Origin of the sequence: Pseudomonas sp. LBUM920 (assembly GCF_003852315.1) — a bacterium.
Lineage (GTDB): Bacteria > Pseudomonadota > Gammaproteobacteria > Pseudomonadales > Pseudomonadaceae > Aquipseudomonas.
In genome coordinates, this window is the sequence record NZ_CP027762.1 from 1,993,111 (window position 1) to 2,012,285 (window position 19,175).

Annotated in this window: 14 protein-coding genes; 7 read left to right on the top strand and 7 right to left on the bottom strand. The window is 61.3% G+C overall.

What is annotated here, in order from left to right:
- Window positions 1-187 precede the first annotated feature (187 nt).
- From C4J83_RS09290 to gcl, 3 genes are all read right to left on the bottom strand, one after another.
- A complete protein-coding gene (locus C4J83_RS09290) occupies window positions 188-1,078 on the bottom strand; it encodes a 2-hydroxy-3-oxopropionate reductase (RefSeq protein WP_106576761.1) in 891 nt (296 codons plus the stop codon).
- 173 nt (window positions 1,079-1,251) lie between these two features.
- Window positions 1,252-2,034 carry a hydroxypyruvate isomerase gene (gene hyi / locus C4J83_RS09295; RefSeq protein WP_124416852.1) on the bottom strand — a complete coding sequence of 261 codons (783 nt, stop codon included), beginning with the start codon at window positions 2,032-2,034 and terminating at the stop codon, window positions 1,252-1,254.
- Window positions 2,035-2,044: 10 nt separating this feature from the next.
- The gene (gene gcl, locus C4J83_RS09300) at window positions 2,045-3,820 is read right to left on the bottom strand and encodes a glyoxylate carboligase (RefSeq protein ID WP_119739554.1); all 1,776 of its coding nucleotides are present in this window, start codon (window positions 3,818-3,820) and stop codon (window positions 2,045-2,047) included.
- 256 nt (window positions 3,821-4,076) lie between these two features.
- On the opposite strand from gcl, the gene C4J83_RS09305 reads away from it, so the two are divergent.
- Window positions 4,077-4,517, top strand: coding sequence for a GlcG/HbpS family heme-binding protein (locus C4J83_RS09305; RefSeq protein ID WP_106576758.1), 441 nt, complete (start codon window positions 4,077-4,079; stop codon window positions 4,515-4,517).
- A gap of 117 nt (window positions 4,518-4,634) precedes the next feature.
- On the opposite strand, the gene C4J83_RS09310 is transcribed toward C4J83_RS09305, so the two are convergent.
- Both C4J83_RS09310 and C4J83_RS09315 read right to left on the bottom strand, forming a co-directional pair.
- Window positions 4,635-5,093 carry an REP-associated tyrosine transposase gene (locus C4J83_RS09310; protein ID WP_119739555.1) on the bottom strand — a complete coding sequence of 153 codons (459 nt, stop codon included), beginning with the start codon at window positions 5,091-5,093 and terminating at the stop codon, window positions 4,635-4,637.
- Window positions 5,094-5,303: 210 nt separating this feature from the next.
- The gene (locus C4J83_RS09315; RefSeq protein WP_083359383.1) at window positions 5,304-5,909 is read right to left on the bottom strand and encodes a TetR/AcrR family transcriptional regulator; all 606 of its coding nucleotides are present in this window, start codon (window positions 5,907-5,909) and stop codon (window positions 5,304-5,306) included.
- Between the two features lie 241 nt (window positions 5,910-6,150).
- On the opposite strand from C4J83_RS09315, the gene C4J83_RS09320 reads away from it, so the two are divergent.
- From C4J83_RS09320 to C4J83_RS09345, 6 genes are all read left to right on the top strand, one after another.
- A complete protein-coding gene (locus C4J83_RS09320) occupies window positions 6,151-7,278 on the top strand; it encodes an efflux RND transporter periplasmic adaptor subunit (protein WP_124416853.1) in 1,128 nt (375 codons plus the stop codon).
- Window positions 7,279-7,291: 13 nt separating this feature from the next.
- Window positions 7,292-10,354, top strand: a complete 3,063-nt coding sequence (locus C4J83_RS09325) for an efflux RND transporter permease subunit (protein ID WP_106576755.1) — start codon at window positions 7,292-7,294, stop codon at window positions 10,352-10,354.
- Window positions 10,355-10,358: 4 nt separating this feature from the next.
- On the top strand, window positions 10,359-13,484 hold the full coding sequence (locus C4J83_RS09330; RefSeq protein ID WP_124416854.1) for an efflux RND transporter permease subunit: 3,126 nt from the start codon (window positions 10,359-10,361) through the stop codon (window positions 13,482-13,484).
- Window positions 13,481-14,893, top strand: a complete 1,413-nt coding sequence (locus C4J83_RS09335) for an efflux transporter outer membrane subunit (RefSeq protein WP_124416855.1) — start codon at window positions 13,481-13,483, stop codon at window positions 14,891-14,893. Before C4J83_RS09330 ends, C4J83_RS09335 begins: the two co-directional genes overlap by 4 nt.
- 606 nt (window positions 14,894-15,499) lie before the next feature.
- Window positions 15,500-16,405, top strand: coding sequence for a DUF808 domain-containing protein (locus C4J83_RS09340; RefSeq protein ID WP_124416856.1), 906 nt, complete (start codon window positions 15,500-15,502; stop codon window positions 16,403-16,405).
- 146 nt (window positions 16,406-16,551) lie between these two features.
- A complete protein-coding gene (locus C4J83_RS09345; protein ID WP_124416857.1) occupies window positions 16,552-16,923 on the top strand; it encodes a DUF805 domain-containing protein in 372 nt (123 codons plus the stop codon).
- A gap of 64 nt (window positions 16,924-16,987) precedes the next feature.
- On the opposite strand, the gene C4J83_RS09350 is transcribed toward C4J83_RS09345, so the two are convergent.
- Together C4J83_RS09350 and C4J83_RS09355 are read right to left on the bottom strand one after the other, a co-directional pair.
- Complete coding sequence (locus C4J83_RS09350; protein WP_119739561.1) at window positions 16,988-17,776, bottom strand: MlaA family lipoprotein; 789 nt, start codon at window positions 17,774-17,776, stop codon at window positions 16,988-16,990.
- Window positions 17,769-19,067, bottom strand: a complete 1,299-nt coding sequence (locus C4J83_RS09355; protein ID WP_106576749.1) for a serine/threonine protein kinase — start codon at window positions 19,065-19,067, stop codon at window positions 17,769-17,771. The genes C4J83_RS09350 and C4J83_RS09355 overlap by 8 nt, the downstream gene beginning before the upstream one ends.
- Between the last annotated feature and the right edge of the window lie 108 nt (window positions 19,068-19,175).

Genomic DNA, 19,175 nt, shown 5'->3' on the forward strand with positions numbered 1-19,175 from the left:
CGGGCTCCCGGGGATTTTTTGTTATTAGATAGGCATCAATTTCAGACTTGGAATGCGATCAAATGTGGGAGCGGGCTTGCCCGCGAATGCGGTCTTTCATTCAACATCCGTGCTGACTGACCTGGCGCATTCGCGAGCAAGCCCGCTCCCACATTCGACCGCATTTCAACGGGAGGAGCGGTGTGGGCTACTTATCGCGAATCGAAAAATTCGCCATGTGCTCCAGGCCCTTGATCAACGCCGAATGGTCCCAATTGCCGCCGCCAATCGCCGTGCAGGTACTGAACACCTGCTGCGTACCGGCGGTGTTCGGCAGGTTGATGCCCAGCTCCTTGGCACCGGCCAGTGCCAGGTTCAAATCCTTCTGGTGCAGGTTGATGCGGAAGCCCGGATCGAAGGTGCCTTTGATCATGCGCTCGCCATGCACTTCCAGAATCTTCGAGGAAGCAAAGCCGCCCATCAGCGCTTCACGCACCTTGGCTGGGTCGGCGCCGTTTTTCGAGGCGAACAGCAGCGCTTCGGCCACCGCCTGAATATTCAGCGCGACGATGATCTGGTTGGCGACCTTGGCGGTCTGGCCATCGCCGTTGCCGCCGACCAGGGTGATGTTCTTGCCCATGCTCTGGAACAGGGGCAAAGCGCGTTCGAAGGTCTGCGGCTCGCCACCGACCATGATGCTCAAGGTGCCGGCCTTGGCGCCGACTTCACCGCCGGACACCGGGGCGTCAAGGTACTGCGCGCCGGTTTCGTTGATCTTCGCCGCGAACCCCTTGGTGGCGGTGGGCGAGATCGAACTCATGTCGATCACCACCTTGTTCGGCGACAGGCCGGCCGCGACGCCATCCTTGCGGAACAGCACGTCATCGACCTGCGGGGTGTCGGGCACCATGACGATGATGAACTCGGCTTCCTGCGCCACTTGCTGCGGATTGGCCAGGGCCACTGCGCCCGCGTCGATCAGGGCCTGCGGGGCTTTGCCGTGGTGTTCGGAGAGGAACAGTTGGTGACCTGCTTTCTGCAGGTTCGCAGCCATGGGTTCGCCCATGATGCCGGTGCCGATAAATCCGATTTTAGCCATGATCAAAATCCTCTTTTTTAGGTGTACGGGCCTGGCACGGCCGTCTAAACACAGGACATCCAATGTGGGAGCGGGCTTGCTCGCGAAGGCAGTCTGACACTCAGCATTGATGTCGACTGATACACCGCTTTCGCGAGCAAGCCCGCTCCCACATTTGGTCCGTGTTTGTTCAATCAGATAGCGTTGTGGCTCTTGAGCCAGCCAAGACCCGCTTCAGTCGTGGTCAACGGCTTGTATTCACAGCCGACCCAACCCGTATAACCAATGCGGTCCAGATGCTCGAACAGGAAGCGATAGTTGATCTCCCCGGTTCCCGGCTCGTTACGCCCCGGGTTGTCCGCCAGCTGGATGTGGTTGATCTCATCCAGGTGCGCGGCCATGGTCCGGGCCAGATCGCCTTCCATGATTTGCATGTGATAGATGTCGTACTGCAGGAACAGGTTGGCACTGCCCACCTGCTCGCGAATCGACAGGGCCTGCGCCGTGTTGTTGAGGTAGAAGCCCGGGATGTCACGGGTGTTGATCATCTCCATGACCAGCTTGATGCCCGCGGCTTGCAGCTTGTCGGCGGCGTACTTGAGGTTGGCGACAAAGGTTTTTTCCACGGTTTGGTCGTCAACGCCTTGCGGCCGGATGCCGGCCAGGCAGTTGATCTGGGTATTGCCCAGCACCTGGGCGTAGGCGATGGCCAGCTTGACCCCGGCGCGGAATTCCTCGACCCGGTCCGGGTGGCACGCCACGCCGCGTTCGCCCTTGGCCCAGTCACCGGCCGGCAAGTTGAACAGCACTTGGGTCAGGCCATTGGCGTCCAGGTGCGCCTTGATCTCGGCGGAGCTGAACTCGTACGGGAACAGGTACTCGACCCCCTGGAAGCCGGCATCGGCAGCCGCTTTGAAACGGGCGAGAAAGTCCTGCTCGGTAAACAGCATGGACAGGTTGGCGGCAAAACGCGGCATAGGGTTCTCCTTAATCGAGCAGGGAAATGGCAGTCGGTGCATCGTTGCCGACCAGGGCCAGATCTTCGAATTCGTTGACGGCGTTGATCTCGGTGCCCATGGAAATATTGGTCACGCGCTCCAGAATAATCTCAACAATCACCGGAACCTTGAATTCTTCGATCATTTCCTTGGCCTTGCGCAGCGCCGGGGCGATCTGGCCCGGTTCGAATACACGCAGTGCCTTGCACCCCAGGCCTTCGGCGACGGCCACGTGATCGACGCCATACCCATTGAGTTCCGGGGCGTTGAGGTTGTCGAAGGACAGCTGCACGCAGTAGTCCATTTCAAACCCGCGCTGGGCCTGGCGGATCAACCCGAGGTAGGAGTTGTTCACCACCACGTGGATGTACGGCAGCTTGAACTGCGCGCCCACGGCCAGCTCTTCGATCATGAACTGGAAGTCATAGTCGCCCGACAGCGCCACCACCTTGCGGCTCGGGTCAGCCTTGACCACACCGAGCGCGGCCGGAATGGTCCAGCCCAAGGGACCGGCCTGACCGCAGTTGATCCAGTGACGTGGCTTGTAGACGTGCAGGAATTGCGCGCCGGCAATCTGCGACAGGCCGATGGTGCTGACGTAGCAGGTGTCTTTGCCGAACACCTGGTTCATCTCTTCATACACGCGTTGCGGCTTGACCGGCACGTTGTCGAAGTGGGTCTTGCGGTGCAGGGTGGCCTTGCGCTCCTGGCAGTCGTGCAGCCAGGCGCTGCGGTCCTTGAGTTTGCCGGCGGCTTTCCACTCGCGGGCCACTTCAATGAACATCGTCAGGGCGGAGCCGGCATCGGAAACGATGCCCAGGTCCGGGGTGAATACGCGGCCAATCTGCGTCGGCTCGATGTCGACGTGGATGAATTTGCGCCCTTCGGTGTACACCTCCACCGAGCCGGTGTGGCGGTTGGCCCAGCGGTTGCCGATACCCAGCACTACGTCCGATTTGAGCAGCGTCGCGTTGCCATAACGGTGCGAGGTTTGCAGACCGACCATGCCGACCATCTGCGGGTGATCATCCGGGATCGTGCCCCAGCCCATCAGCGTCGGGATTACCGGGATGCCGGTCAACTCGGCGAACTCCACCAGCAGTTCGCTGGCGTCGGCGTTGATCACGCCGCCACCGCTGACCAGCAATGGCCGTTCGGCCTGCTCCAGCAGCGCCAACGCTTTTTCGACCTGGATGCGCGTGGCCAATGGTTTGGCCAGGGGCAGCGGCTGGTAGGCGTCGATGTCGAATTCGATCTCGGCCATCTGCACGTCGAATGGCAGGTCGATCAGCACCGGGCCTGGGCGGCCGGAGCGCATTTCATAGAAGGCTTTCTGGAACGCGTAAGGCACTTGGCCCGGCTCCAGGACGGTGGTCGCCCACTTGGTCACCGGCTTGACGATGCTGGTGATGTCGACGGCCTGGAAATCCTCTTTGTGCATGCGTGCACGCGGGGCCTGGCCGGTGATGCACAGAATCGGGATCGAGTCGGCCGAGGCGCTGTACAGGCCGGTGACCATGTCGGTGCCCGCCGGGCCCGAGGTGCCGATGCACACACCGATATTGCCGGCCTTGGTGCGGGTGTAGCCCTCGGCCATGTGCGAGGCGCCTTCAACGTGGCGAGCAAGGACGTGATCGATGCCACCGACCTTCTGCAAGGCCGAATACAGCGGGTTGATGGCGGCGCCTGGAATGCCGAAGGCGGTGTCTACGCCTTCACGGCGCATCACCAGGACGGCGGCTTCGATTGCTCTCATTTTGCTCATGGTTTTGGTGCCTCTTGCGTTTTGTAATTGTATACAAGTGGTTTCTGGTCGAAGTGTATTCACGGCGAGCGGGGCAGGTCAATGCATTTTATAAACTGGCCTTTACGCAGGTCTGGATAGCTTTTTTCGACGTATGGAGCTTTTGTGCGGAAATATTGTATACAAAAAATAATCTCATTGTGTTCTATTTGTTTGATCGAGCTTCTGATCAAACAGACTTCAACCCTTTCCCAATAACAAAAGAAGGACGGCACCCATGAGCGCTTTAACCTTGAAACTCGCCACCCAACTGGCCAGCCAGGCCCTCACCGCAGGCCGCACCATTTGCGCCGCGCCGCTGACCATTGCGGTGCTCGACAGCGGCGGCCACTTGGTTACCCTGCAACGCGAAGACGGCGCCAGCCTGCTGCGCCCGCAAATCGCCATCGGCAAGGCCTGGGGCGCGATTGCGCTGGGCAAGGGTTCGCGTTTGCTGGCGTTGGATGCGCAGCAGCGCCCGGCATTTATCGCGGCGTTGAACAGCCTCGGGCAGGGCAGCGTGGTGCCCGCGCCGGGCGGCGTGTTGATTCGGGATCAGGCGGGGGCGGTACTGGGGGCGATCGGGATCAGTGGGGACACTTCGGATATTGATGAGCAGTGCGCGATTACGGCGATTGAGGGGGTGGGGTTGTTGGCGGATGCGGGGGTGTCTGCTTGATTTGAGATGACTGGGCTGGCCCCTTCGCGAGCAAGCCCGCTCCCACAGTTTTGACCGTGTTCACAGATCAAATGTGGGAGCGGGCTTGCTCGCGAAGGCGACGACTCGGTCCCGGCTCTATACCCAAACCGCATCCCACAGCGGATAGTCGCCAATGCGCTTCACCAACCCGGCCCGCAGAGGGTTGGCGACAACATACCTGGCCATTTTCACCAAGTCGTCTTCCTTGCGCAGCGCACGATCATGAAAGCTGGTCTGCCACAGCCGCCCCTTGCGGCCCGTGGCACCGTTCACAGTCCGAGTGCTTTTGGATTTCACCTGGCACAGCAGATCCCCCAGCGAGCCTTTTTTCAGTTCGATCAGCCAGTGAAAATGGTCAGGCATCACCACCCAGGCCAGGGAGTTAGCCAGCCCTTGGTACTGGGCCAATCTGAACTGCCAGACCACCAGGCGACCGAGGTGAAAGTCGCTGAATATTGGTACGCGTTCGTGGGTGTTGGTGGTGATCAGGTAGGTGCGATTTGATTCGCTGAATCGGCCGATGCGCAGGCGGTGTGAGGTCGCGTGATCAGGCATTCCATTGCCTCCCTTCAGAGAGTGTTCTGAGAGGCTAGATCCTGGTGACGGATGCTGATCGACAGGCTGTTGGCAGGATGTGTCTGGGAGGGCGCTTTCGCGAGCAAGCCCGCTCCCACATTGGCTTTGCGGCGTTCATACACTGTGTGTCCAGCGCAAAACCTCTGTGGAAGCGGGCTTGCTCGCGAATGGCACAGGCGCCGCGGTCTCTCAGTCCGGCTCACACCCCTTAAGCACCAACCGAATAATCGTCTGCGCCGCCGCTTCATAATCGGCCTCATCCAGCTTGGCCTTGCCGGTCACCGCCGATATCTGCCAATCAAAGTCGGCGTAGGTCTGCGTCGCCGCCCAGATGCTGAACATCAGGTGATTGGGGTCAATGGCGGCAATCAGGCCGCGATCCACCCAGCTCTGGATGCAGTCGATGTTGTGCTTGGCCTGGGCGTTCAGTTGCTCGACCTGCTGGCTGCTCAGGTGCGGTGCGCCGTGCATGATTTCGCTGGCGAATACCTTGGAGGCAAACGGCAGGTCGCGGGAGATGCGGATCTTGGAGCGGATGTAATTGCTCAGCACCACTGCGGGCTCGCCGTCTGGATTGAACGGCGTGGACGCCGCCAGGATCGGCTCGATAATGCTTTCGAGCACCTCGCGGTAGAGGTTGTCCTTGCTCTTGAAGTAGTAATAGACGTTGGGCTTGGGCAGCCCGGCCTTGGCGGCGATGTCGCTGGTTTTGGTCGCGGCGAAGCCCTTGTCGGCAAACTCCTCGCTGGCCGCCCGCAGGATCATTTCTTTATTGCGCTCGCGAATGGTGCTCATAAACCAGGATTTTCCTTGCCAGGACAGGCGGTCGAGCATGGTAGCACCGGCTTGACGCAGCGCTCAAGAATGCCGGCGCAGCCCTTGTACGCCGGGCGTTGCAGCTGACTTTGTCTGTCTTGATGCTGAACGCATTCACGGTAGTACAGGCACAGGCTGGGCGCGCTGCTAGAGTTCAGAGCAAGGACGCGGCCATCCGGGTCTGCGTTCAGTCCTGTATTCGGCGTTCGAGTGAGAAACCGTGGAGAAAAGCAGACGACGTACGTTCGCCTGGGTTGTTGGCGCGTTATTGGTGGTGGCGCTGTTGATTGGACTGGGCATGCATTTGTTTGGCGGCGCCCATAAAGGCAAGCCCGTGTCCCCCGGCGAACCGGTGGCAGCAGTGCCGGTGGCCTTGCAGGATGTGCCGGTGTACATCGACGCCCTCGGCACCGTCACGCCCACCCGCAGTGTCACGGTGGTGACCCAGGTCGATGGCATCCTCAGCAGCGTGGAGTTCAAGGAAGGCCAGCACGTCAGCAAAGGCCAGGTCATCGCCCGTATCGACGACCGCGCGCTCAAGGCGCAGCTGGCCGTGGCCAAGGGCACCCTGGCTCACGACCAGGCAGTGTTGAGCAATGCCCAGCGCGACCTGGCCCGTTACCGCGACCTGGTCAAAGCCGGCTCCACCAGCCAGCAAACCCTCGACACCCAGGCCTCGCTGGTGCAGCAACAACAAGGCACTGTGGCCGCCGACCAAGGCAACGTACAAAACCTCGAAGTGCAATTGAGCTACTGCACCATCACCTCGCCGGTGGATGGCGTGGTCGGCCTGCGCCTGGTCGATCCTGGCAACTACGTGACCACCGCCAGCACCACTGGCATCGTGGTGATCACCCAGATGAACCCGGCCACCGTGGTGTTTGCCGTGCCCGAAGATGACCTGGGGGCAATCAACCAAGCCATGTCCCATGGCAGCGTCACGGTGTTGGCCTACGACCGCAACAAGAAATCCCTGCTTGCCACCGGCGCGCTGCTGGCGCTGGACAACGAGGTGAATACCAGCACCGGCACGATCAAGGTCAAGGCGCAGTTCGATGATTCGGGCAATGCGCTGTTTCCCAACCAGTTCGTCAATGCGCGGCTCAAGGCCGACACTTTGAGCCAGATCGCCGTGGTCCCGACCCGTGCGATCCAGCACGGCAGCAAGGGCGACTTCGTGTTTGTGGTCAACGGCAACAAGGCCAGCCTGCAGACGATCAAGACCGGCCCGTCCACCGGCGACGTCTCGGCGGTGCTCGACAATGGCGTCAAGGCCGGTGAGCAGGTGATCACCGAAGGCGCCGACAAGCTCGACGATGGCTCGGCGGTGAAGGTCGTCGCCCAGTGAGGAGCTGCCGAGCATGAATATTTCGCGGCCCTTTATCGAACGCCCGGTGGCCACCACGCTGATGATGGTCGCGGTGTTGTTGCTCGGCCTGTTGGGTTACCACTTGCTGTCGGTGTCGGCGCTGCCGGAGGTGGATTACCCGACCATCCAGGTATTCACCCAATACCCCGGTGCCAGCCCCGACGTGGTCAGTTCTTCGATTACCGCGCCGCTGGAGCGCCAGCTCGGCGAAATGCCGGGGCTCAAGTCGATGAACTCCACCAGCTCGGACGGCGCCTCGGTGGTGACCCTGCAATTCGACCTGTCGCTGTCGCTGGACGTGGCCGAACAGGAAGTGCAGGCGGCGATCAACGCGGCGGGCACCTTCCTGCCGGCCAACCTGCCGTACCCGCCGGTGTACAGCAAGGTCAACCCGGCAGATGCGCCGGTGCTGACCCTGTCATTGACCTCCGACGTGTTGCCGCTGACCAAGGTCGAAGACCTGGCCGACACGCGCCTGGCACAGAAAATCTCGCAGATCACCGGCGTCGGGCTGGTCACCATCAGTGGCGGCCAGCGCCCGGCGGTGCGGGTCGAGGCCAACACGTCGGCGCTGAACAGCCTCGGCCTGTCCCTGGATGACCTGCGCACCTCGCTCGGTACGGCCAACGTCAACCAGGCCAAGGGCAATATCGATGGCAAGTTTCAGGCCTATTCCATTGGCGCCAACGACCAACTGCAGTCGGCCGAGGAATACCGTGACCTGGTGATTGCCTACAAAAATGGCGCGCCGATTCGCCTGTCGCAGATCGCCAGTTCCACCCAGGGCGCGGAAAACCCCCGCCAGGCGGCGTGGACCAATGACACGCCGTCCATCGTGTTGAACATCCAGCGCCAGCCCGGCGCCAACGTGATCGAAGTGGTCGACCGCGTGCAGCAACTGCTGCCCAAATTACGCGCCAGCCTGCCGGGCACCTTGAAGGTCGCGGTGCTCACTGACCGCACCCAGACCATCCGCGCCTCGGTCACCGATGTGCAGTACGAGCTGGGGCTGGCGATTTTGCTGGTGGTGATCGTGATCTTCATCTTCCTGCGCAATATTGCGGCCACGATCATTCCTGCCGTCACCATCCCGCTGACGTTGATCGGCACCCTGGCGGTGGCCTACGCGCTGGGTTTTTCGCTGAACAACCTGACGTTGATGGCATTGACCATCGCCATCGGTTTTGTGGTCGATGACGCCATTGTCATGATCGAAAACATCACGCGCTACCTGGAGGCCGGCGACACCCCGTTGCAAGCGGCGCTCAAGGGCGCGGAGCAGATCGGCTTCACCATCATCTCGCTGTCCATCGCGCTGATTGCGGTGATGATCCCGCTGCTGTTCATGGGCGATGTGGTCGGGCGGTTGTTCCGCGAATTCGCCATGACCGTGGCGGTGACCATCGTGATTTCGGCAGTGATTTCACTGACGCTGACGCCCATGATGTGCGCGCGCATGCTCAAGTCCAAGCATGAGGAGCGCCGCCCGGACTTCTTCGACCGCATCAACAACCACTACGTACGCGGCCTGGATTGGGTGTTGGCGCACCGCACCTTGACCCTGATCTCGGTGGTGCTCACCGCTGCGCTGACCTTGTTCACCTTGGTGATCATGCCCAAGGGCTTTTTTCCCGATCAGGACACCGGCCTGATCCAGGGCATTTCCCAGGCCTCGCCGACCATCTCGTTTCAGCAGATGCAGGTTGAACAGCAACGCCTGGCCGCACGCATCCTCAAGGACCCGGCGGTGCTAAGCCTGTCGTCGTTCGTCGGTATCGACCAGACCAACCCGACCATCAACCAGGGCAATTTGCTGATCAACCTCAAGCCGCGTGGCGAGCGAGACAGCAGCACCGAAGTGATCCGCCGCCTGGCCGATGCGAATGCCGACGACGCCGGCATCCGCCTGTACCTGCACTCGGTGCAGGACCTGACCCTGGACGCCACGGTGTCCACCACCAGCTACCGCCTGGGCCTGCAAGCCACCGACCCGGATGAACTGGAGCAGTGGACCACCAAGCTGCTGGCCGCAATCAAGCAAGACCCGATGTTCACCGATGTGCAAAGCCAGGCGATGCAGTTTGGCAACCAGATCAAGCTGACCTTCGACCGCGCCACCGCCTCGCGCCTGGGGATTACACCGCAGGCCATTGACGATGTGCTGTACGACGCGTTCGGCCAGCGCCAGGTCTCAACCATCTACACCCAGCTCAACCAGTACCACGTGGTGATCGCCACCGACCACCCGCCGCGCAACTTGCCAGACTTGCTCACCGGTTTGTACGTGGACATTCCTGGCGGTGGCGTGGCGCCGCTGTCGAGCATGGCGACCCTGGAGGTGGTGCGTTCGCCGGTCACCATCAACCGGTTGGGGCAGTTTCCCTATGCGGATGTGTCGTTCAACCTCGCGCCCGGCCAGACGCTGGGCGCGGCGGTGACGCGGCTGCAGGACATTGAAGCCAAGGTCGGCCTGCCGTTGTCGGTGCAAGCCAATCTTGAAGGTGCGGCGGCGACGTTCCAGGCATCGCTGTCAAACCAGGTGTTTCTGGTGCTGGCGGCGATCGTGGTGGTGTACCTGATGCTGGGCATTCTGTACGAGAGCTTCGTGCACCCGGTGACCATCCTGTCGACCCTGTTGTCGGCGGCCCTCGGCGCGTTGCTGGCGTTGCTGGTGACGGGCACGCAGTTCGACATCATCGGCCTGATTGGCATTGTGTTGCTGATCGGCATCGTCATGAAAAACGGCATCATGATGGTCGACTTCGCGCTGGAGCTTTTACGTGAGGGCGGCTTGAGCCCGGTGGAAGCGATTCGCCAGGCGGCGGAGCTGCGCTTTCGGCCGATTCTGATGACCAGCATGGCCTCGCTGTTCGGCGCGGTGCCGTTGGCGTTGGGCACCGGCATCGGCTCGGAGCTGCGCCACCCGCTGGGCATCGCGATCATCGGCGGGCTGTTGCTCAGCCAGTTGCTCACGCTGTTTTCCACGCCGGTGATCTTCCTTGCCATGCACGGCCTGGGGCAGCGTTTCAGCCGCCGCCCGGTGGCGTTGGAATGATGCGATGAACCTCAGCGCGCCGTTTATCCATCGCCCGATTGCCACCACGCTGCTGGCGGCCGGGCTGGCGTTGTTTGGTGTGTTGGCCTTCAACCTGTTGCCGGTGGCGCCGCTGCCGGAAGTGGATTTCCCCACCATCAGCGTCAGCGCCTCATTACCTGGCGCCGACCCGACCACCGTGGCCAGCTCCGTAGCTACGCCGTTGGAGCGCCAGTTCGGGCAGATCGCCGGGGTCACGCAAATGACCTCGGCCAGCAGCCTCGGCTCCACGCGCATTACCCTGCAGTTCGATTTGAGCCGCGACATCGACGGCGCCGCGCGGGATGTGCAGGCGGCGATCAACGCCGCGCGCAGCAACTTGCCCAGCGACTTGTCCGGCAACCCGACCTACCGCAAGGTCAACCCGGCCGATTCGCCGATCCTGATCATCAGCCTGACCTCCGACAGTGCCACGCCGGGGCAGATGTACGACGCGGCCTCGACGGTACTTGAGCAGCGCCTGTTGCAGACCACCGGCGTCGGCGACGTGACCGTGGGCGGCGGCGCGTTGCCGGCGGTGCGCATTGAGCTGAACCCGGACCGGCTCAACCAATACGGCGTCAGCCTGGAGCAGGTGCGCCAGGTTATCAGCGCCTCCAACGCCAACTTGCCCAAGGGCAACGTGGCAGTCGGCGACCGCTCGTATGGCATTGGCGCTAATGACCAGTTGCTCGACAGCAACGACTACGGGCCGCTGGTGGTCAAGGCCAAAAACGGCGATCTGATCCACATTGCCGACCTCGGCTATGTGCGCGAAGACGTGCAGGACCTGCGCAACTTCGGCCTGTCCAACGGCAAGCCGGCGGTGCTGCTGGTGGTGTTCAAGCAGCCGGGCGCCAACGTGATCGACACGGTGGATGCGGTGAAAGCCTCGCTGCCGTTTTTGCAAAGCTCGATTCCGGCGTCGATCAAGCTCAACCTGTTGATGGACCGCACCACCACCATTCGCGCGTCGTTGCATGACGTGGAAGTGACCTTGCTGGCCTCGATCCTGCTGGTGACGCTGGTGACCTTCGGTTTCTTCCGCGACTGGCGCAGCACCCTGGTGCCCGCCGTGGTGGTGCCGTTGTCGTTGCTTGGCACCTTTGGCGCGATGTACTTCCTCGGCTACAGCCTGAATAACCTGTCGCTGATGGCGCTGACGATTTCCACCGGCTTTGTGGTCGACGATGCGATCGTGGTGGTGGAAAACATCATGCGCCACCTGGAGCGCGGCAAGACACGGGTCGAAGCCGCGCTGGCCGGGGCGCAGGAAGTCGGCTTTACGGTGCTGACCATCAGCGTGTCGCTGGTGGCGGTGTTTATTCCGTTGTTGCTGATGGGCGGGATTGTCGGGCGGCTGTTTCGCGAGTTCTCGGTGTCGCTGTCGGTGGCCATCGTCATCTCGATGGTGATTTCGCTGACGGTGACGCCGATGCTCGCCAGCGTGCTGCTGCGCGCGCCCAAGGAAATCCGCGAAGGCAATGAACACCCGGATTCACGCTTTCACCGCTTTTACGACCGCACGCTGGGCTGGGTCATCGAGCACTCGATTCTGATGGGCGGAGTGACGGTGCTGGTGATCGTGCTCGCGGGCGTGCTGTACGTGCTGGTGCCCAAGGGCTTCTTTCCCCAGGAAGACACCGGCCGCCTGCAGGGCAGCATCATCGCGGCGCAGAGTATTTCCTACGGGGCGATGCAAAAGGACTTCACCGAGATCAACCACAAGGTCATGCAAAACCCCAATGTGCAAACCGCTGCCGGGTTTGTCGGCGGTGGTGGCGGTGGCGGCGGGGCGGTCAACAGTGCGCAGCTGTTTGTGCTGCTCAAGCCGATTGATCAGCGCAAGGACAGTGCCGTCGATGTGATCGGCCAGATCCGCCGCAGCCTCGGCGATCTGCCTGGCACCAAGCTGTTTTTGCAGGCCGCCCAGGACATCACCGTGGGGGGCCGACAAAGCGGCGCGCAGTACCAATACACGCTGACTGCCGACGACCAGCAATCCCTGGATGAATGGGTGCCCAAGGTGGTGGAAGTGCTGCACACGTTGCCGCAACTCACCGACTTGAACACCGACCAGCAAGACAACAGTCTATTGGCCAATGTGAGCATCAACCGCGACACCGCCGCGCGGCTCGGCGTGGGCATGTCGGCGGTGGACCAGACGCTGTACGACGCGTTCGGCCAGCGTCAGGTCTCGACCCTTTACCGCGCCGCCAACCAGTACCACGTGGTGATGGAAATCGCCCCGCAGTACTGGACCGATCCTCAAGCGCTCGAGGGTATTTACGTGCCGGCCGGCAACACGGCGGTGGCGGCCAAGGGCACCACCGTCGCGCCGAACCTGACCACGCCCACGACGTTGGTGCCGCTGTCCGCGCTGGCCGATAACAGCATCTCGCGCACGGCGATTTCGATCAGCCACCAAGGCACTTTTCCTGCCGTGACCGTCTCGTTCAACCTCGCCCCCGGCACCTCGATCGGCCAGGCCACCGCGCTGGTGGAGGATGCGGTGAAACAGCTGCGCATGCCGGCCAGCGTCACCGGCCAGTTTGCCGGCACGGCCCAGGTGTTCCAGTCGTCGGTGGCCAGCGAGCCGCTGCTGATCGTCGCCGCGTTGCTCTCGGTGTACATCGTGCTGGGCATTCTGTATGAAAACCTGATGCACCCACTGACCATCCTCTCCACCTTGCCCTCGGCGGGCGTCGGCGCGTTGATCGCCTTGCTGCTGACCGGCACCGAACTGTCGATCATCGCGCTGGTAGGCGTGATCCTGTTGATCGGCATCGTCAAGAAGAACGCAATCATGATGATCGACTTCGCGATCACCGAGCGGCGTGAGTTCGGCCTCACGGCCAAGGAAGCGATCCGGCGCGCCTGCCTGATCCGCTTCCGGCCGATCATGATGACAACGCTGGCGGCGATTCTCGGCGCGCTGCCGCTGGTGCTCGGCTCAGGTTATGGCTCGGAACTGCGCCGGCCGTTGGGGATTGCGATTATTGGTGGGCTGTTGCTCAGCCAGGTGCTGACGCTCTACACCACTCCGGTGATTTACCTCTGGCTCGACCGGGCGTCGCAACGCCTGGGGCGGCACAAGGAAGCAAGGTCATGAAACTCAGATATAGCGTGCTGTTGGCCAGCCTGGTGCTGGGGGGCTGCATGGTGGGGCCGGATTACCAGAAACCGGCAATGGAGCTGCCGCAGTCGTTCAAGGAAGGCGCGCAGTGGCAGCGCGCGGTGTCCAACCCCCAAGGGGCGCTGGACAGCCAGTGGTGGCTGGCCTATCAGGACCCGGTGCTCAATGATTTGGTGGCGCGTTCGGCCAAGGCCAACCAGTCGATTATTGCGGCCGAGGCGGCGTATCGATTGGCCCAGGCGCAGGTGGCGTCGAGCCGCGCCGGGTTGTGGCCGACGGTGGGCGTGGGCTTGTCCGGTTCGCGCGGCGAGGGCGGCGACGGCAGCACGTCCAGCACCACCACCGCATCGACCGGGGTGAAGAACAGCGTCAGCGCCACCTTGACCGCGAGCTGGGAGCCGGATTTGTGGGGTGAAGTGCGCCGGGGGATCGAATCGAGCCAGGCCACCGCCCAGCAATCGGATGCGCTGCTGGCCGGTGTGCGGTTGTCGATCAGTTCCAGCGTGGCGAGCAATTACCTGGCGTTGCGGCAGATGGATATCGATGTGCGCCTGTTGCAACAGCAGCAGAGCATCAATCAGCAATTGCTCGACATGATCCAGGCGCAGTTCACCCAGGGCGTGGCGACCAATGACCAGTTGCTGGTGGCTCAGGATCAATTGACCACCTCGATAGCCGGCTTGCAGACCTCGCTGCGTGATCGCGAACAGTACGAGCATGCCTTGGCGGTGCTGGTGGGCGTGGCGCCGAGTGAGTTCAGCATTGCGCCACGCACTGATTTTGCATTCGTGGTGCCACGGCCACCGTTGACCCTGGCCTCGACTTTGTTGCAACGCCGGCCTGACGTGGTTGCCGCCGAGCGCTCGGCGGCGGCGGCGAATGCCAAGATCGGCGTGGCTGAGGCGGCGTTTTTTCCGACCCTCGATCTCACGGCTCAATTGGGTTATCGCGGCAGTGCCTTGGGTGGGTTGTTTTCGTTGCCTAACCGCATCTGGACGCTGGGGCCGGCCTTGGCGGAGACGATTTTTGACGGCGGTGCGCGGGAGGCGGCGGTCAAGCAGGCTGAGGCGAGTTATGACCAGATTGCCGCCAACTACCGGGGCACGGTGTTGGGTGCCTTGCAGAATGTCGAGGACAACTTGTCGGCGATCAATCATCTGCAAACCCAAGCGGATGCGTTCCAGCAGGTCTACGCGCGCAACCAGCAACTGTTTGGCAGCCAGGAAGCGCAGTTGCGTGCGGGCACAGTCAGCCAGGAGACGGTGCTGACCCAGCAACTGGTGTTGCTGCAAGCGGAGCAGAACCTGCGTGATACCCAAGGGCAACTGAGCCAGGGCAGCGTGGCGCTGATCCAGAGCCTGGGCGGTGGTTGGCAGGCGCCCTGATGAGTTGATACACCGCAATCAAACTGTGGGAGCTGGCTTGCCTGCGATAGCGGCCTCCGAGCCGCCCAGTATCTTGCTGACCCAGCACATTCCAACTGTGGGAGCGGGCTTGCCTGCGATTGCGGTCTCCGGGCCGCCCAGTATTTTGCTGACCCAACACATTCCAACTGTGGGAGCGGGCTTGCTCGCGAAGGCGATATGTCAGTTGGCTGGGATATTGATTCGGAGTGCATATCCATTGCTGCGGTAACGGCCGCTTAGGGTTCCGCTCTTACAGCGGGTCACTTTTGTAAAGACACAAAAGTAACCAAAAAGTCTTCGCCCCACCACTCGGTGCCTCGCCTAGGCTCGGCATGCCCGAACGCAGGCTTGAATCCGTGGGCCGCCGCGATGGGCCATCCTTGGCCCAGCGCGGCCAACCCGGCGTCCTGCCGGGTTAGCCACGGATTCAAGCCTGCGTTTGGCCAGCGTGGTTGACGGGGCGACTCAGATCAAGATCAAGATCAAAAGCCAGATCAACAGCAATCCTTCACGCAGTGGAAACCTATATTCCCTCACGGTCGCCGCGTTATATTCGCGGCACTTTAATTTCAGGATGACCGCGTCATGGCAGGAAGCAGCTTATTGGTACTGATCGACGACATCGCCGCCGTCCTCGACGATGTGGCGTTGATGACCAAAATGGCCGCCAAGAAGACTGCCGGGGTGCTCGGCGATGACTTGGCGTTGAATGCCCAGCAGGTTTCCGGGGTGCGGGCCGAGCGGGAGATCCCGGTGGTGTGGGCGGTGGCCAAGGGTTCGTTTCTCAACAAGTTGATTCTGGTGCCTGCGGCGCTGCTAATCAGCGCGTTTGCGCCGTGGGCGGTCACGCCGTTGTTGATGCTGGGCGGGGCTTATCTGTGTTTCGAGGGCTTTGAGAAGCTCGCGCATAGCTTCATACACAAGCGCACTGAGGAACAGGCGCACTTGGTCGAAGCGGTGGCGGACCCGGCGACTGACTTGGTTGCGTTTGAGAAGGACAAGATCAAGGGCGCGATCCGTACCGACTTCATTCTGTCGGCGGAAATCATCGCCATCACCCTCGGCACGGTCGCCGATGCACCGTTGATGCAGCAAGTGATCGTGCTGTCCGGCATCGCCATTGTCATGACCATCGGCGTTTACGGCCTGGTCGCCGGTATCGTCAAGCTTGATGACCTCGGCCTGTGGCTGACCCAAAAGCCCGGCCAGGCCGCACGTAGTATCGGCGGGGCGATTCTGCGTGCCGCGCCTTACATGATGAAAAGCCTGTCGGTGATCGGCACGGCAGCGATGTTCATGGTCGGCGGCGGGATTCTCACCCACGGCGTGCCGGTGGTGCATCACTGGATTGAGGTGGTGAGCCAGAGCACCGGTGGGCTGGCGTGGCTGATGCCGACGCTGCTCAATGCGGTGGCCGGGATTATTGCGGGGGCGGTAGCGTTGGTGGTGGTTCAAATCTTCGAGAAAATTTGGCACGCAGTAAGACATTGACAGGTGTTTGCCAGGGCGTGTGAGTCAGTCTAGTCGCAGCTCTTTAGGCTTTTCCCTACAGAGGACCCATTCAATCCTTCCTAAGATCTGCGGCTCTGTTTGGCCTATCCAGGCGTTTTACAGAGTCTGTAATCAGGGAGTTTTAAATGAATTGGTATCTGGACGCACTGAAGAAATCATTTGTATTCGAGGGGCGGTCGCACAGGCGAGCCTTCTGGTATTTTCAGTTGGTTGATAAGGTAATTGAAGGGGCATACATAGCTATTTGCTGGTGGTTTTTTGAAGAATGGATAAAAACTACCTTGGGTATTGGCTTGGGTTATTTGCTGCTGACGCTGCCTGCCAGGGTCACTCTGTTATGCCGAAGGCTCACCGATAACGGCATCAGCCAGGTCAACTCGTTCTGGACGTTGTTGCCTTTTGTCGGGTCGCTCTTCTGGGTTGGTTTTGGGTTATGGCCGGGCGCTAAAGAACAATCTGCCAGTCGCTCTGTGGATACGTCACGTACTGCTGAGTGATGTTGGGGCACAAACAAAAAAGCCACTCATTTAGGTGAGTGGCTTTTTTGTATCTGCAGGGCGTTTACTCGGCAATCTGCAACTTGCGCGATTCGGTGTAGATATACCGCACCTTCTCGTACTCAAACGGCGAGTTCATCTGACCATAGCGGAAGCTGGTCTGGTAGCGCTTGTCGACGGCGCGCAGGGCCCAGATTTCCGGATGGTTTTCGCTGACCTTGGACACGTTGAGGAAGTTGATCTCGGTTTCTGCGCCGTAGTCGACGATCAGGCCGGTGGTGTCGCGCAGGTTCGACGGGCCGAAGATCGGTAGCACCAGGTAGGCGCCGCCGGGTACGCCGTAGAAACCCAAGGTTTGACCGAAGTCTTCGCTCTGGCGCGGCAGGCCCATGGCGGTGGCCGGGTCCCACAGGCCGGCGACGCCAATGGTGGTGTTGAGCAGCAGGCGCCCGGTGGTTTCCAGGGAGCGATGGCCCTTGAGCTGCAGCAGGCTGTTCAACAGGTTGGGCACATCGCCCAGGTTGTTGAAGAAGTTGCTCACGCCGGTGCGCAGAAAGCTCGGGGTGACATAGCGGTAGCCGTCAACCACCGGCAGGAACACCCACTGATCGAAGCGATAGTTGAAGTGGTACACGCGGCGGTTCCACGACTCCAGCGGGTCATACACGTTGAGCGCGGTCAGCGATGAACGCTCGAACTCGCGCTGGTCCAGGCCCGGGTTGAACTTGAGCTTGGTCAGCGGCTCCTTGAAACCGTCGGAATCAACCTTGACCGGTTCATGCGCCTTGCTGTTGTCGGCATTGGCGACGCCCGCGCACATCAGGGCGGCGAGCAGCAGAAGATATTTAGCCACGGAAGAACTCCAGCATGGCGTCGGCGTTGACGCGGTAATTGAGGTTGCCGCAGTGGCCGCCCAGCGGGTAGACGGTCAAGCGATCGCCGAAGGTTTTACGCAGGAAACCGAGGTCGCCAGGGCCGAGGATCACGTCGTCGGCGTTGTGCATCACCGCGATTTTCGGGCTGCTGTGCAGGTAGTCCTTGAGCGCGTACAGGCTCACCTGGTCAACCAGTTGCAGCAGGCTGCCGCCGTCGGAACGCGCGCGCCACATGGGGATCACTTGTTCGGTGAGGTAGCAGTCGAAGTCGCATTGCAGCGCACGCTTGAGGAACGGCGTGAGGCTGGTGCCTTCGGTGATCGGGTATTTAGGCGGAATGATCAGGCCACGGCGGTTGATCAGGTCTGAGGTAAAGGCAATGTCGGCCGCCGAGAAGCGGAACGAGGTGCCGATCAGCATCGCCATTTGTTCGTTGGTCAGGTGCTGCTTGGAGTTCTGGAAGTCGTAGAGCAGGGCGTCATTGAGGTCGATGTAGCCCTTTTGCTGGAAGTAGCGGGTCAGCTTGCTCAGCACCAGCTCATAGAAAGTGGTGGTGTTGTTGATGCCTTTGACCTCGGTCTGTACCAGCTTGTCGAGGTTGGTGATGGAGGTGTAGAGGTTGACCGGCGGGTTGAGCAGCAGCACCTTTTTGAAGTTGAAGCTGCGACGGGTCTCGTCGAGCTTGCTGACAAACGCCGCATCCAGGGCACCGAGGCTGTAGCCGGTGAGGTAGAAGTCAGTCACCGGCAGCGAAGCGTTCTGCGCACGCACGGCTTGCATCACGCGGTACATGTCCTCGGCGTCTTCCTGGGTAATCCCCGGGGTGGCGAAGCGCGAGGCGGCGCTGATGAAGTCGAAGCTGGTCGGCGATGACAGCTGCACCACGTGGTAGCCGGCCTGGTAATAGAGTTTTTTCAGGTATTCGTTGATGCTGCTGTCAAACCGCGCGCCGGTGCCCGCGATCAGGAAGATCAGTGGCGCGGCGTGGTCTTGTTTGGCGATGCGATAGGTGAGTTTCTTCACCGCCCAGAAGTTGTCCGGCAGGCTGAACTCGCGCTCGGGGCGCATGTTCAGCGTGTAGTCGGACTGGTTGATCTCGTCGTCAGTCGGCAATTTAGGCCGAAGGTCAGGCGGGGTGGTCGCAATGGTCGCTTCGAACGGGTTGGTCAAAGGGTAGCCATAGCTGGCCTGGTCGATGTCGACGGCCAGTGCTGACGCACTCAAAAATAGGCTGCCCAGCAAGGCAGCACAGCGCAAGGAACGGAGCATGACTTAATCCCTAAGAGGAAACGTGCTGAATGAAGTTCGCAGGCTATGACCACCGCGTTGCCACCGAAGTGCCAGCCTTCGGCACTAAAAGTCGGAAAAAAGCCACGG

Bases quoted from the DNA above. Each gene is read 5' to 3' on its own strand.
- C4J83_RS09290 (WP_106576761.1), bottom strand. From the start codon at position 1,078: ATGGCTAAAATCGGATTTATCGGCACCGGCATCATGGGCGAACCCATG.
- hyi (WP_124416852.1), bottom strand. From the start codon at position 2,034: ATGCCGCGTTTTGCCGCCAACCTGTCCATGCTGTTTACCGAGCAGGAC.
- gcl (WP_119739554.1), bottom strand. From the start codon at position 3,820: ATGAGCAAAATGAGAGCAATCGAAGCCGCCGTCCTGGTGATGCGCCGT.
- C4J83_RS09305 (WP_106576758.1), top strand. From the start codon at position 4,077: ATGAGCGCTTTAACCTTGAAACTCGCCACCCAACTGGCCAGCCAGGCC.
- C4J83_RS09310 (WP_119739555.1), bottom strand. From the start codon at position 5,093: ATGCCTGATCACGCGACCTCACACCGCCTGCGCATCGGCCGATTCAGC.
- C4J83_RS09315 (WP_083359383.1), bottom strand. From the start codon at position 5,909: ATGAGCACCATTCGCGAGCGCAATAAAGAAATGATCCTGCGGGCGGCC.
- C4J83_RS09325 (WP_106576755.1), top strand. From the start codon at position 7,292: ATGAATATTTCGCGGCCCTTTATCGAACGCCCGGTGGCCACCACGCTG.
- C4J83_RS09330 (WP_124416854.1), top strand. From the start codon at position 10,359: ATGAACCTCAGCGCGCCGTTTATCCATCGCCCGATTGCCACCACGCTG.
- C4J83_RS09335 (WP_124416855.1), top strand. From the start codon at position 13,481: ATGAAACTCAGATATAGCGTGCTGTTGGCCAGCCTGGTGCTGGGGGGC.
- C4J83_RS09340 (WP_124416856.1), top strand. From the start codon at position 15,500: ATGGCAGGAAGCAGCTTATTGGTACTGATCGACGACATCGCCGCCGTC.
- C4J83_RS09345 (WP_124416857.1), top strand. From the start codon at position 16,552: ATGAATTGGTATCTGGACGCACTGAAGAAATCATTTGTATTCGAGGGG.
- C4J83_RS09355 (WP_106576749.1), bottom strand. From the start codon at position 19,067: ATGCTCCGTTCCTTGCGCTGTGCTGCCTTGCTGGGCAGCCTATTTTTG.